This window comes from Tissierellales bacterium, from assembly GCA_025210965.1.
Taxonomy (GTDB): Bacteria; Bacillota; Clostridia; order Tissierellales; family JAOAQY01; genus JAOAQY01.
This window is the reverse complement of the sequence record JAOAQY010000181.1, coordinates 119,442-133,662: the sequence shown is the minus strand read 5'-3', so window position 1 is coordinate 133,662 and position 14,221 is coordinate 119,442. Positions and strand designations below refer to the sequence as shown.

Annotated in this window: 19 protein-coding genes; all 19 read left to right on the top strand. The window is 30.1% G+C overall.

All coding sequences use genetic code 11. The features are described from left to right. Nucleotides 1-28: 28 nt before the first annotated feature. The 19 genes from N4A40_13230 (at nucleotide 29) to N4A40_13140 (ending at nucleotide 14,115) form a co-directional block, all read left to right on the top strand. Nucleotides 29-1,378 (top strand): DUF3854 domain-containing protein, encoded by a 1,350-nt coding sequence (locus N4A40_13230; protein MCT4662819.1) that lies wholly within the window; start codon nucleotides 29-31, stop codon nucleotides 1,376-1,378. 58 nt (nucleotides 1,379-1,436) lie between these two features. Continuing rightward, nucleotides 1,437-1,655, top strand: a complete 219-nt coding sequence (locus N4A40_13225) for a hypothetical protein (protein ID MCT4662818.1) — start codon at nucleotides 1,437-1,439, stop codon at nucleotides 1,653-1,655. Between the two features lie 42 nt (nucleotides 1,656-1,697). Further along, complete coding sequence (locus N4A40_13220) at nucleotides 1,698-2,051, top strand: hypothetical protein (protein ID MCT4662817.1); 354 nt, start codon at nucleotides 1,698-1,700, stop codon at nucleotides 2,049-2,051. A 31-nt stretch (nucleotides 2,052-2,082) separates the two neighbouring features. Next, nucleotides 2,083-2,319 carry a hypothetical protein gene (locus N4A40_13215; protein MCT4662816.1) on the top strand — a complete coding sequence of 79 codons (237 nt, stop codon included), beginning with the start codon at nucleotides 2,083-2,085 and terminating at the stop codon, nucleotides 2,317-2,319. 74 nt (nucleotides 2,320-2,393) lie between these two features. After that, entirely contained in the window at nucleotides 2,394-2,972 is a 579-nt protein-coding gene (locus N4A40_13210; protein MCT4662815.1) for a hypothetical protein, read from the top strand. A gap of 1 nt (nucleotide 2,973) precedes the next feature. After that, a complete protein-coding gene (locus N4A40_13205) occupies nucleotides 2,974-3,153 on the top strand; it encodes a hypothetical protein (protein ID MCT4662814.1) in 180 nt (59 codons plus the stop codon). Between the two features lie 290 nt (nucleotides 3,154-3,443). Next, on the top strand, nucleotides 3,444-3,770 hold the full coding sequence (locus tag N4A40_13200) for a hypothetical protein (protein MCT4662813.1): 327 nt from the start codon (nucleotides 3,444-3,446) through the stop codon (nucleotides 3,768-3,770). 25 nt (nucleotides 3,771-3,795) lie between these two features. After that, nucleotides 3,796-4,995, top strand: a complete 1,200-nt coding sequence (locus N4A40_13195; protein MCT4662812.1) for a lamin tail domain-containing protein — start codon at nucleotides 3,796-3,798, stop codon at nucleotides 4,993-4,995. An 85-nt stretch (nucleotides 4,996-5,080) separates the two neighbouring features. Next, entirely contained in the window at nucleotides 5,081-5,893 is an 813-nt protein-coding gene (locus N4A40_13190; protein MCT4662811.1) for a hypothetical protein, read from the top strand. Then, a complete protein-coding gene (locus tag N4A40_13185) occupies nucleotides 5,893-6,774 on the top strand; it encodes a S1 RNA-binding domain-containing protein (GenBank protein MCT4662810.1) in 882 nt (293 codons plus the stop codon). Before N4A40_13190 ends, N4A40_13185 begins: the two co-directional genes overlap by 1 nt. A gap of 35 nt (nucleotides 6,775-6,809) precedes the next feature. Further along, a complete protein-coding gene (locus N4A40_13180) occupies nucleotides 6,810-7,727 on the top strand; it encodes a replication-relaxation family protein (protein MCT4662809.1) in 918 nt (305 codons plus the stop codon). A gap of 137 nt (nucleotides 7,728-7,864) precedes the next feature. After that, the gene (locus N4A40_13175; GenBank protein ID MCT4662808.1) at nucleotides 7,865-8,437 is read left to right on the top strand and encodes an HD domain-containing protein; all 573 of its coding nucleotides are present in this window, start codon (nucleotides 7,865-7,867) and stop codon (nucleotides 8,435-8,437) included. Nucleotides 8,438-8,513: 76 nt separating this feature from the next. Next, nucleotides 8,514-9,491 (top strand): helix-turn-helix transcriptional regulator, encoded by a 978-nt coding sequence (locus N4A40_13170; GenBank protein MCT4662807.1) that lies wholly within the window; start codon nucleotides 8,514-8,516, stop codon nucleotides 9,489-9,491. A gap of 231 nt (nucleotides 9,492-9,722) precedes the next feature. Next, nucleotides 9,723-10,469 carry a Rad52/Rad22 family DNA repair protein gene (locus tag N4A40_13165; protein MCT4662806.1) on the top strand — a complete coding sequence of 249 codons (747 nt, stop codon included), beginning with the start codon at nucleotides 9,723-9,725 and terminating at the stop codon, nucleotides 10,467-10,469. Between the two features lie 57 nt (nucleotides 10,470-10,526). Then, nucleotides 10,527-11,384 (top strand): zincin-like metallopeptidase domain-containing protein, encoded by an 858-nt coding sequence (locus N4A40_13160; GenBank protein ID MCT4662805.1) that lies wholly within the window; start codon nucleotides 10,527-10,529, stop codon nucleotides 11,382-11,384. Nucleotides 11,385-11,509: 125 nt separating this feature from the next. Next, on the top strand, nucleotides 11,510-12,064 hold the full coding sequence (locus N4A40_13155) for a hypothetical protein (GenBank protein ID MCT4662804.1): 555 nt from the start codon (nucleotides 11,510-11,512) through the stop codon (nucleotides 12,062-12,064). 81 nt (nucleotides 12,065-12,145) lie between these two features. Continuing rightward, nucleotides 12,146-12,688, top strand: a complete 543-nt coding sequence (locus N4A40_13150) for a hypothetical protein (protein MCT4662803.1) — start codon at nucleotides 12,146-12,148, stop codon at nucleotides 12,686-12,688. Nucleotides 12,689-12,711: 23 nt separating this feature from the next. After that, nucleotides 12,712-13,488 carry a hypothetical protein gene (locus tag N4A40_13145; GenBank protein MCT4662802.1) on the top strand — a complete coding sequence of 259 codons (777 nt, stop codon included), beginning with the start codon at nucleotides 12,712-12,714 and terminating at the stop codon, nucleotides 13,486-13,488. Between the two features lie 21 nt (nucleotides 13,489-13,509). Then, nucleotides 13,510-14,115: a hypothetical protein gene (locus N4A40_13140; protein ID MCT4662801.1), complete on the top strand. Its 606-nt coding sequence runs from the start codon at nucleotides 13,510-13,512 to the stop codon at nucleotides 14,113-14,115. Nucleotides 14,116-14,221 lie beyond the last annotated feature (106 nt).

Sequence of the window (14,221 nt, the reverse complement as noted above, 5' to 3'; positions counted from 1 at the left end):
AAGAGAATTTAAAAAGGAGGTGATACACATGGGAGTAACAAAAACTGATAATGGTACTTTTTTACCTATTAGATCTGGAACTACGTGTCCAGTATGTGGTAGTAAAAAAGGAAGATGTTCAGAGTTTTATGACAACAATGATATTTTAATTTTTTATAGGTGTAAGTATCAGGAAAGCAGTATTGAAAATAAAGGATGGTTTATCCATTATGTTCAAGATGTTACCGGTGTGTCGCCTAAAGAGAAACCTATCAGGCTTTTACCAGATGTAAATGTTGGTGAAGAGATGACAGAAGAGAGATTAGAGATTACCAATTCTGTTTATAAGTTTTTTAGAGAGCTTGTGAAAAAATATGAAGGCTCATATTTGAACGCAAGGGATATGAAAGACTTGCTTGATAGAAATTTAAGTACTGAGGATATTGAAAGGATGGAGCTTTTTTCCATGCCAACATGTGTTATAAATTCACAAAAGGAACTTGATGAGTTTATGACAAGAAAGACTGATAAGCTGTTTGTAAAAGAGAAACAGTATAATGGGAAGCAAATTAGAATCATGGTTAGAAATTATAACGATGGAAAAAAGGCTTTCAATTGTCAGTTAATCACGGCACTTTCAAAAGACTTAGAGAGGAAGTTTGGTGCATCTTTACTTAAAGTCTCTGGGTTTATAAAAAGGTCCGACCAATTCAAGAATGATTATATTACATTTTATGATAAAAGATATAATCCATTATATGATGTTGTCGGGGAATTGTTAGCATGTTCTAATAGTGAAAAAACGGATATGTTTATCCTACAACACTTTTGGAAGGTGCAAAAATATGTACCAATAAAGGGGTATTTCATTCCGTATAAAGACTTTAAAGGGAGAATTCAGGCACTGCAATATCGTTTGACTACTCCACAGTACGATGAGAAAGGTAAGGCAATGAGATACTTCTGGTACTCAAGTAAAAATGCTCGTTCGGGAAGTCCCATAGATGTATATAAACCTAAAAATTTCTATGTGGATAAAACCAACAATCTTCGTGATGATGTAATTATGATTACGGAAGGAGCATTAAAAGGTAAGATCGCTTCAGAAAAGTTTGGATTTACCACTTGCTCAGAAGCAGGTGTTTCTAACTATAATATACTTGTTAGGACTATAATAGATTTGTCTAAGAAAATGTCAGAGAAGCCTAAGATAATAATGGCTCTTGATATGGATAAGTATGATAATGAAGAAGTCCTAAATGCAGAAGAGAAAACTATAAATCTGCTAATCCAAGCAGGTTTCCAAGTTGCTATAGCTTCTTGGAATATGTTTAAGGCAAAAGGCATAGATGATGCACTTGACCTAAACTTAAAAATCTCTTTTACAAAGGTCAATTAATTGGAGTGATAATATTACAGTTTTTTAAGACGATGATTCGTCACTAGGAGGTTTTTTTATGTCTAATTCTTTTAGATGGGCCCTTAGAATACTCAAAGAAATTGGGTATATTGTCTGCCCAAATGACAATTCTTATTCAGTTAAGAGTGTTGGAAAAGAAGTTTTAGCTTTGGATATGGATCCTGAGCTTAAAGCCTTAATAAACATGAAGAATCACGATTCTAGCGAAATAGTAAGAATGGCTAGAAAAGTGGTTTTGTTTAAGGCATCAATATAAATGTTTTATTAAGACGGTTAATCCGTCATGAGGAGGAGTTTTATGAAGAATTATAAGTTAGCAGTAAAAATTAAGGAAAGAATTTGGGCAACACATTTTGGTTTTGGTGATTCAGTTGCTGAAACGATTGAGAGATTTGAGAAAGATCTTTTTATCAGAAACAGATTACTTATGGAGTTTATAATTAAACCTTATTTTAGAAATTTGGAATACCAGTACGAACATTGGGCAATAGACTCCAAATTATCAGAGCGAATTGATTATGCAATCAAAGAGGATTTTAGGTACTTTCATCCAGAATGTCATGTACCTAAAACGGAAGATTTAGTAGTTGCGCTAGATTCGATAAACATTATTGATATCTTAAGGATGAAGTTAGCTTATAAGTGTTTTTAAGACGGTTAATCCGTCATGAGGAGGTTTTTTTATGGAACATATAAAAGAATTACTAGCAAGTAAGTTAAGTAGGTCTTTATATGGAATTTTTAGTATACCAGAAGAAGATATTTTTGAATATCTATTGAAACTTGAGTTTATTGAGTTGTTGTATCTGGATAAAGGAATTAAAACAGACTTGGAGTATGCTCTACAGAGGAGCAAGGAGATATTTGGCATTAAAAGTATGGATGACCAAGCTCCAGGACAGCTTACTTTAGGAATGTAAATAAAGTTTTGAAGAGGGATTAAACCCTCTTCATAAGTTTTTTAAGACGATTATTCGTCAGATTGGAGGTTTTTATGAAAAGAGAAAGTATGAGTATTGTAAAAGCAGTTACTTTCATGTTTGCTGACACAATGGCTCCTAAAAAGGAGTGCAAGAAATATTTCAAGTCAGTATTTAGTGGTAACTTAGTTGACGATGATATTTTTTTTGTAGGTGTAAAGGGTGAAACTCTTAAACTAGCCTATGAAAAACTTCTTAATGTTGTTAGTATAGATGAATCTATACTATATAGTTTTATAGATAAGGCATATACTGTAGTAGAGCTGAACAAAGAATTACAGAGTGATGAATTATCGATTGTTGAAAAGCAAAAGAGAAAACATTCACTCGTGACGAGTGAAGCTTTATTAGCACTCTATATATCAAAGCTTAGTGATGATAAGCTTGATAAGAGTGTCTATCTAGAATTTAAAAGTGAGTACAAAAATTATGTTAATGTTATCACGGATATATATTTATCTGATGATAGAAAATTAGCTATTGAAAAGAGAAAGAAAGTAGCTAAGGATATGCAAAAAAAATATAGTTGCTTTAATATTACTGATTCGTCTTTTGAAAGTGTGTTAGAAGAATATTCGAAAGGTGGTATATAAAATGTCACAATATATTGATGATTTAGTAGATGTTGTACCAAGGTACGATATTGGAGATGTTGTTCAGTTTTATTATGAAACACCTAATGGATTGAATTTTTTTAAACATATCTTTAAAGATGAAAATGATTGTAAATATTACACGGAACTATATAACTCTGGTACAATACTAGAATGGTAATGTATAATAGTATAATTGAAATTTGCTTGTATTTTGAGGCCTATAGGCCTCTTTCTTTTTTATTAAAATTGAATATATTAAGTTATTAAATAAACGAAAGAAGTCTTATTAGTTTTTAAAAATACTTCATAACGGAGTATTTTTATGGTATAATATAGACGAAATGAGGAGGGGTGATATGAGGATTGACTTAATAAAAAAAAATAATGAAGTTAATGTGTTACTTGAATTTACTAATAAGAATGAAGGTAGAGTTATGAGAGACTTGATGGAGGTATATTCTGATTGAAATGAAAAGAACACGAAAACTCCTTGGTAGAATTTTTAATCATAGACCTACTAAGTTATATATAAATTGTAAGAACGTAAGATCTGTAATGAGAATATTTTTAGGATTAATAAACGGAAAGGAATATTGCTTTAATAGTAATGAAGAAGCAGAATATTTTTCAAAGAGAGCGAACGTTCTGCTTAATAAGTTTCTTCTAGAAAAATATCATAATGAAATAAGCAATGAGTTACTATATTTTATAAAGTGGGAATTAAGCCATGAAGAAAGAAAGTTGATTGAAACGGATCCGATAAAAAGAAATAGATATGAAGTTGGTATTATATGATTGTATTGTAGAGAGGATGATAAAAATGAATAGATTAAAGAAATTAACTGCAATTATGATAGTGTGTATAGTAGTATTTACTGGAATTATATCATTTGCTGAAGTAGATGAGAAACAAGTCACTATTGCTAGCTTTAATGCTCTACACCTTGGGTGGAACAATAATAAAGATATAAAGTCAATGGCAGAAGTTATCAAAGATTTCGACATTGTTGGACTTGAAGAGGTAATGAATAAGGAAGGTGTAGAACAATTAGTGAAATCGTTAAATGATATGAATGCAGAGAAAAATTGGAGTTATCATATCAGTGATTTAAAAGTTGGTAGAGGTACATATAAAGAATACTATGCATATGTTTTTACTGATGAAGTTAAGTTATTATCTGCTGTTGGTTTTTATCCTGACAAGCAAGATATTTTTGAACGTGAACCATATGGTGCAACATTTAAAGTAAATGAGTTTGACTTTACTTTAGTGTTGTTCCATGGAATATACGGAAAGAGTAAAAGTCAGAGAGTAAATGAAGTTAGTAATCTAGACTTAGTATATACATATTTTCAAGAGCTTGATACAATGGAAAATGATATTTTAATTGCAGGAGATTTCAACTTACCTGCAGATAATCTTGCTTTTGACCTAGAGTATATAGATGGTATAAAAAATGCTATTGACAGCGATATAAAGACTACTATAGGAACTAAGGGATTAGCCTCAGCGTATGATAATATATTTTATTCAAAATATACAGATGAGGTAAAGGGTTCTGGTGTGGTTAATTTTACAAGAAATAATCATTCTATTGTAAGAAAGACTATTAGTGATCATATTCCAGTGTACATTTTAGCTGATTCAACAGTAGATGATGATGGAAGTAATAAAACTATGGAAAGTACCTCCATAACTTCTACTAGAAAAGGTAATATAGTTATGGGATCAAAGAATAATTTTTCTGAAGAAGTTGTCATCACAAATAATTCTAGTGAAATTGTTAATATTTCAGAATGGCAAATTGTTTCAGAAAAAGGTAATCAGACGTATTACTTTCCACAAGAAACTACATTAAGTCCTGGAGCAAGTGTTGTCGTACTGTCTGGTAAAAGAGGAGAAGAGACTGAAGAAAAAGGGAAATTAATATGGACATCTAAGTATATATGGAATAATAATGGTGATCCTGGTGCTCTATATGATACAACAGGAAAACTGATAGATAGAATTGCAAATTAGTATATTTTGTATATTATAAAAGCGATTTTATAAATATATATATTGTGTTATAATAAGAAGAAAATAGAGAGTAGGGGGGGAAGGTATGGCAAGAGAAAATTACTTAGAAAAATTAAGAACTGATAATGATCTTCCTAAACCAATAGATTTTGAAAAAAGCAGAATTACTAGTTTTGATGTTGAGAGGTTGTTATTACTTCTTCGTGAACCTTTTCCTGAAGAGGAAATAGAGATAACGAAGGGTGACAACTTTACGTCAAGAAATGTAAAGGTAATGAAGCAAATTGATAGGGTGCAAAAGGTGTTTGGAAGCACTCATGTAAACTTTTTGTATGATAGAGAAGTGGATAAACTAGATAGTGGTTATCTAGTGAGAATGGGTGTGGAAATTCAGATAGGTAATCACACTGATTACGAGGATAGCAATGGTATTCCAGGATCCAAGTTTATTCCTTGCTTTTCTGCACAGGGAGTAGGGTTTTCAACTTGTGATGATTTAAAAACCGCTGAAAAAAGTGCTAGAACAGATGGAATAAAACATGCTCTAAAAATTATGGGTATTATGAGGGATGACTACTTAAAGGAATATGAAATTGATGATACATTAGATTATGATTATACAGAAGTGACCATATCTGGAGATGTAAAATTTTCGAATGGAAAAAACGCTAATAATAAGATATTCTTTTTAAGTGATGCTATAGATAATACGACTGGTGAAAAGGTACAATTAGTTTTATTTAAAGAAAACAAAATGAATAAAAATCATGATAACATAAAAAAATTTCTATCGAAAGTTAAAAAAGGAGATATCTATTTAATAGGTTATACTCAAAAATTATATAATAGCACTCAACAGTATTTAATACAAGATATAAAAAATAAGGGGGAAAAGTGATGAATGATAAAATGATGATTGATGGCGAGAAATATGATGTTGTTAGATATGAAAATGACTTTCCTGAAGTTTATTCAGAAGTTCCATATTTGAATGATAAAATCGCTATGCAAAAGGTAAGGAATTCGCTTTATAATGACGAAACAGTACTTGGGAATTGTTTTAAGGTAACTAAAAATGGAGATATGATGGTAGCATTGACAAGCAGAATTATTGGCTTAATTAAGAGAGAAGATGTAACTTATATGAGAAAGAATGGCAATAATATAAAAATTGCACGAGACAAGTTGTCTCAAATGATTGAAGCAAAAGTTGAAAAGATCTACCCTGATAAAGATCAGTTAGGTAGAACTGTACTTGAGTTAAAAAGAACCGATGTTATAAAGAAAGTTAAAGATAAATATGTAGAAGAGCTTAAAGTTGGACATGTACTGAGAGGTAGAGTAGTAGGAGTTAGTACTCAAGCACTTTTCGTTGATGTAGGTGGGGATGTTGTAGGGTACCTACATTTAAGAGATATATGCAAAGCTTTTATAAAAAGTCCAAGAGAAAAATATGACATCGGTGATGAAATTGATGTTGTAGTGAAGGAAAAGAAAGTACTAGATTTTGGTAATCTATCACTTAGTTTTACTAGACAACCACTATTTAAGGACTTTAGTGATTTTAAGAAAGAATTTGAAGTAGATGATGTTGTCTCAGGAAAAATTAAGAATTTTAATCACGATAGAACTGGATTATACGTAGAGATTTCTGAGGATTTTGAAGGCTTAGCCGACTTTTATGGTGATCATTATTATAAATATGGTGATAAGGTAAAAGTTAAGATACATCAAATTGATGAAAAAAAACGTAGAATCAAATTAAGAATATTAGATTAATAAAGATTGAAGAAAAGTTAGAGAGGGGGTAGAACTTGAATTTATTAGCAGATGAAAATAAAATAGTATCTAAATCACCTTTTTCGGCATATCGTAATGAAAAAGATATTTACGATGGAAGAAAGACTTCCATTAGTCTTGAACATATTATGATAAAAGTTAAAAGAGGAGAGGTAAATGGCATTGATTACGAGATTTTAAAATGCGTATCTGAACTTGAGTTTTCTACGAGCCGAATGATAACTCAGTTGATTAATCTAAAAGGCTATAATGTTGAACAAGAAAAAGTCCAACGAAGGCTTAATTTCTTGAATAAAACTAATATAATATCTAGATATATGACTGTATCAGAAGAGTCAAAATCTAATACTAGGATATACTGTTTAGAGAAGGTAGGAAATGTTTTATTAAGAAGTAGAGAGTGGCCATCAAAATGGAAGCAGACAGACAGTATTAGGCCTCTTGAGACTAAAAAAAGAATTTTAGCTAGGAATCAAATATATTTGGAGTATTTAAGATCTGGGATGGATTTTGAAAGTGCTAAGTTTGATTACAAAATTAACTCCTTTAAATCGGATATGATTGTAGAAACTGGAACCAAGAAATATGTTTTTTTGATCAGTAGATCTTATCCTACTGAAATAGAAAAATTCGAAGTTAAAGTTAGTGATTATTTTGGTATGTGTGAAGATTTTATAGTGACTCCTCAGATGTTGGAACCACCAATGTTAGTGATTGTTGGTGAAGATGATAATCAGCTACTTGAAGTATTTAAAAAATTAGTAGTAAAAGGTCTTGATTATTCAAAAGTCTTGTTTACTACTGACTTAAGAGTTATAAATGATATAAATAGAAGTATTCTACAATTTTCCATACAAAATATAGGAACAATTGAAAATCCTAGTCATAGGGCTAGAATGGAAATTAAAAAATTTTTTCTAAATAGAGACTAAGAGCATATAATTAGATATATGCTCTTTACTTTTGCCATAAAACTTTAATATTCTAAAGATACATAAAGAAATGTATATATTGTTTATGAATATGGATATGATATAATTAAGTAAGAACATATTAAAGGTGGTTAGGAATGATTAGAAAAGAGAATCCCTATGATGCTGAACTTATTCTTCACAGTTATAATGTAGGCATAGTAGCAAAAGCAATTGGTGATGCAATGAAAATAGAACATTGTAATCTTTTTCACTTAGGCTTATTGCACGATGTAGGGAAAATTTTTATCCCTAAAAAAATTCTAAACAAACCTTCTAGATTAAATTTTGAAGAGTTTGAAAATATGAAGAGACATTCTGAATTTTCTGAATGGATTGTATGCTCAGAGTATTTGGATGAAGATGAAGGGGAAATTTATTCGAAAATTATAAGACATCATCATGAAAACTGGGATGGAACTGGTTATCCAGACAACTTATTGGGTAATAGTATTCCGGTTGAGAGCAGGATATTGACAGTAGCAGATGTATTCGATGCAATGATAACACCGAGAATTTATAGAAATTTTTCTATTCCGAATGTTATCGAAATTATGGAAAGTGAAGTGGGTAGAAAATTTGACCCTGAGATATTTAAAATTGCAAAACCAATTCTAATATCTAGAATGAATGAACTTTCTAAAGAAAAAAATTATCCAAAAGCATATTAAGAATACATACAAAGCACATAATTTTGAGATATAATTTTTTTGGTTTCTTTTGTGAACTCAAAAAGGAGGTATTAGAATGATTGAGGTAAAAAAGTATTTTGTTCCAAACATACTGCCAAATAATTTGAAAAAGATTAGGGAAGGAAGGGGTCTCAGTGTTAGAGAGGTTGCTGAAGCTCTTGAAATAAATGATTTACACTTAAATGCCGTAGAAAATGGAAAGGTCAATTTCTCCGGAAAGACAACACTTAAAGCACTTAAATATTTTAATATAAGTTTTTACAAATTATATGACATAAGAGAGAATGATATTGAGTTAGATGTTATAGATGTTACAGAGCACTCTCTTGAGACGAGTATCTCGCTTGATGGTTTAAGCGAGATTGATAAATCTACTTTAACAGAGAATAAGGATTTGTTAGAGAAAGTAAATAATCAAATTTTTAGTATTAGTGAACTTGGAATATTAAAGAAGATAGATATTATTAGTGTTGATATAGAACGATCTTATGTACAATTAAAAGCAATATATACTATAAAATATTCTAGAAAAGAAGTATTTGATATAAATATGATGAAAACTCATGACCGTGAATTATCTAGAACTCTAAGACAGGAAGGATTTCCAAAATATAAGAAGACAATTAAGAAAAAATATAGAAGAGAAGACATAGAAGTTAGGGATGGGAAGACTTATTATGGAGATAGTATTTTTATTGAAGGAAATGTGATATCTATCAATTCCAGAAGATACGAGTTAGATTTGGATCAAGAAGCTGTTGAAATAAAAAGTGATGAAGATACAGGCGAATTATATGTCCAGTTTAAAATAATTATGGTAGACATGAATAATATCAAAAAGATTAGAGAACATATTGGACTTTCAGCTGATGATATGAGCGTGGTATTAGATATGACAAAAGTAGGATATACTACTGTTGAAGGTGGAGAGAAAATTTCTACGAAGAAGATGTGGATCCTCTGCAATTTCTTTAAAGTTCCTTTAGAAGTATTGTTAAATGTTGAAAAATATTATGCTACGTATTGTCTCTAATTAATATTAATGATATAATTAATTGAATATTTATTTGAGGTTTTTTAACCTGAACTATCTAAATACTTTTTCAGATAGTGAGTTTTTAGTTTTTAGATTCTTAGATTAGAATCTATAGTTTGTTTGTAACCTGTTGGGATTTTTATTATTAAAAATTTCTTTCAGGTTTTTTTGTTTTTGAACTGAATGTTCAATTAGTTTTTAAGACGATTATTCGTCATAGGAGGTTTTATGAAAATTACAGTCGAAAGATTTAATGAAGTTACAAAAGGATTATCAGAAGAGTTTCCAGTTGAGGAAATCGAATGGAAAATAGGACCTATGGATCAGAACAAGGAAACTGCTCTTGTATTTCCTTTTGTTAATAACCGTGCGATTCAGAATAGGTTGGATGATGTTATCGGTTCATTTAGTTGGAGAAATGAATTTTCGACAATTTTAAATGGACAACTCTGTGGAATATCCATCAAAGTTTATGAACAAGATGGAAACTTCGAATGGATAACTAAATGGGATGGAGCAGAGAATCCCGAAATATCTCCTATTAAAGGAGGTTTGTCTGATGCTATGAAAAGAACCGGTGTCCAGTGGGGTATTGGAAGATACCTTTACGGATTAGATGATATCTGGGTCAAGATAGAAAAAAGGGGTGACTCTTTTTTCATCAAAGAATCTGAAATTGCAAAACTTCATGCTCATTTAAAAGGTGAGAAAATCGGAGAGAATGTGAGTTCTAATGAAGATGAAGTAGTTGATAAAGTAGAAAATATAGTAATTGAAAGCATCGAAGGTGCAATTACTACAGCACAAATTGGGATGGTAAATGCTTTACTTACCCAATTTAAAGATAAGAGTCAATCGGTATTACAGATGGCTCTAAATAAATATGGTGTGTCAACTTTAGAATCTATGCCTAAAGTTTCGTTCCATGAATTCATTATGTACATAAAAACACAATTAACTAATGTAGTAGATTAATTTTATGTAATTAGTGAATTATTTAATAAGACGATTATTCGTCATAGGAGGATTTTTATGAATGTTTACGAAATTATTACTAACATGATTATTGAAGAGATTGAAGCAGGAACAATACCTTGGAAAAAACCTTGGAAAGATGGTTTTCCGGTAAGATACGAATCTGGCGAGCCGTATAGTTTACTAAACAGGATGTTGCTACCTAAAAGTGGTGAATATCTAGGTTATAAAGCCATTAAGAAATTAGGTGGCAAAATTCGAAACTATAATCCACATATTATTGTTGGATACTTTCCTATAGAGACAGTCAAGAAGGTGAAAAGAGATGGTATTGAAGAAGAAGAAAGCAGTAAATATTTGAAGCCGAGATATTTTAAGGTTTTTCATCTTGATGATATAGATGGAATACCGTCAAAATTACCGGAAACTATTAATACTAACAGTAAGATTATTTCTGCAGAAGAACTCGTTTGTGATTATTCTAAAACATTAAAGGTTAAGAATGATTACAAAGGTGCATATTATAGTCCAACCTTGGATTATGTAAATGTTCCTAATTTAGCAAATTTCGATTCTTCTGAAAAGTATTATAGTACTCTCTTTCATGAGTTAGTACATAGTACTGGACATAAGAAAAGACTAAATAGATTTACTTCTGAGGATCAGTTTCAATTTGGGAGCGAATCATATAGTTTTGAAGAATTAGTTGCGGAAATCGGTAGTTCGATGCTATGTAGTATGTCTGGTATTATAGACAGTACAATAGACAACTCTGCCTCGTATATAGATGGATGGCTAACACAGTTAAGAAATGATCATAAACTGATTTTCAAGGCCTCTTCAAAGGCCCAAAAATCATGTGAGTTTATTATTTCACATAAGAATAGTGAGAAAGGTAGTAAAAATATTGCATAGTCTAATTTTTAGAAGTATTCATAATGAATGCTTCTATTTTTTTATACCATTTCCGTGATTATCCTTGATTAATAAAAATAAATAGTTTATACTTGATTTATCACGGAAAAACAAGGAGGATGTTTATGGATAAGAAAATTAATTTAAAATCTACTGTTACAAGTAAAAGACAAATTACAATTCCTAAAGAGGTTTGTGAACTGCTTAATATAAAGAGAGGGGACCAGGCATTATTTATTATGGAAGACGATAGGATAATTTTTGACATAAGAAAGGAGTCAGTAGATTGCTTTGCATGTTTTGGCGAGGGGAAACTTTATGGTGAAGAATGTTTTGTATGTAAAGGTGAAGGAGTTCTAAATAATGATGAATTAAAAGATGTTTATAAATTAATTAGCAAAGTAATGAACTCATCATTAAAATATTCAGTTAGCATTGGTCTTCAACAAGATTCGAGTACTATATTCTCTAAAGTATCTATAATAAAAAGTAATTTACCTAAAGATCAGAAAAATAGAATTCAAGATGAAATACAAAAACTCATTATTAGTCAACAAGCACCTAGAAGTATACAAGATATAAACAAATTTTGTACACCTACAGATATACTACTAGAGGAAATACTAGGACTATTATCTACAGATAGTGCAAAAGAAGAGGTAAAAAATTGGTTTAGATAACATTTTATAACTTTATTAAGCACAACATATATATTGTGTTATAATAAACTTGTTCGCACAATATTATTAAGGAGAATACAGATGGATAATGAAATCAGGGAACTACTGGAGATAAACTCTGAAAATGATGTAGATAAGATAGTTTTCAAAGAAAAGAAGAAGATATTAATAATAATAAATATACTTATGATATTAGGATTTATACTTATGGCATTCAAGGTATTAGTTCCTGACCTAGTAATTTGGGTTGCACTACTGTATCATATTTTAGTTAAAACATACAAGAGAAAGGATGTAAGGGATAAAATACAGGTAATATTAGATAATTCACAGCCAAAAGAAACAATATTAGAGGTCTTGAATTTCAAAGGGTTAACACCAAAAAAAATTAAAAGGAAACAAAAATGGAAAAAGAAAAGATTTCTGATATTTAAGTTTCTAGCTACAATATTTATCTTGTTGTTTTTAATTGATATTAAAGCTAATCTACAGAGTTTTAGTATTAGAGATATACTTATATCTGTGTTTCTGATATTTACGACCTCTTTGGTTTATTTTGATTACACTGTTAAACTGAGATATTTAGAGGTAGCAAACTTGCTAAATGAGGGTTTAACTTATTAGAAAAGTATTAGGGAGGGTAGCATATGATTGATGTAAATGAATTATGTCAAATGCAAAGATTGTTTCTTTCAGCAGAGATACTGAAATATATATATGAGTTGGAAGAAAATGAAAAGGCAGAACAGTTATTTAAAGTACATAATATTCTAGAATTAAGTTTAGAAACATTTTTTGAATCAACTAAAGAATATTATTACGATGATTATTGGGGAGGTCCAATTTCTAATGCCATTTTAAATTATATTCATAAAAATTGTGAGGAAAAGAAAATTAGGACATTGTCATTGTGTGAGATGATTGAAGGAGTAAACTATAGTCTTAATGATTTTTATGATGAAGTCGAGGATCATTATTCTATAGTTTTTCCGGGATATAAAGCTTGTAATATTATTGAGAGTATATTAAATAAATCAGAAAAATCTCATCAAATAACATGGAATTTCATAGATAAAGGAATGCTTTGTGAAAATAATACAGTTATAAGAACACTTGAAGCTGAGCATATTGACCTAGAAACTTGGAAAATTATGTGTTTGTATAAAGAAGAGGCGGAGAGTGGTAACGATGGTAATTATACTTATAATTTTGTCTATGAACCCGAACTCAGTAAGCTCGAATTACCTTATTGCAATTCAGGACCTTTTGTTTCATCAGAGGAAACAATTAAGGGAAATATGATTGATGTAAATTCTGATGTTATAGGAACTGATATGGGAGCTTTAGCAGAAAGAATTTATATTTATTATATTCCTGAAGAAGAAAAGTATGCAATTGTTGAAGTGAAATATCCATGTTTATGATGAACAAAGGAGGGATGAATTATGATTAGTTTAAAAGATTTGTCAAATTACGAGAGGTCTATGCTTGTTTCCACACTTTTAGGCTATAAAGATAGTTTAAGTGAGTATGATTGCAAAAATAAAGCTCTTAAAAGACTTATAGATCTTATCGAATTTACCTTAGAAGAGTATTACGATGATTGTGAACGAAATTATAAGAATGAGTATCCTGGTGAAGAGGCATCATTAATTATACAGAGCGTGCTTGATAGGAGAGAAAGTTCTCATAGTATTAAATTGTTATTTCGGGATGAGTATAAAATTGAGCATTCTGTGACTTTAGAAGCAGAACATATTGATATGGAAACTTGGGAGATAATTAATCTTTATAAAGAGGAAGCTAATCAAGTAAATGAGATCAATGGTACATATAAATTTATTTTTGACTTCGATACAGAAAACTTACAGTATCCCTGCTGTGTTGCAGGAGAAATTGGTTCAAATGAACTCATTACTCATAATATGATTGATGTAAATTGTGATACATATGGTTCTCAATTGGGATATTTAGCAGAAAGAATCTTTGTATTCTATATACCGGAAATTAAAAAGTATTCAATGGTTAAGTTAAATTATTGGAGTACATGAAGAAAAAATAGACGTTGGGATTGTTAAAAGCTTATGATTTTTTTGGTTTCTAATTTGAACTGTGGGTAAAATTGTATTATAATACATTTATACTATTTTTTATTAT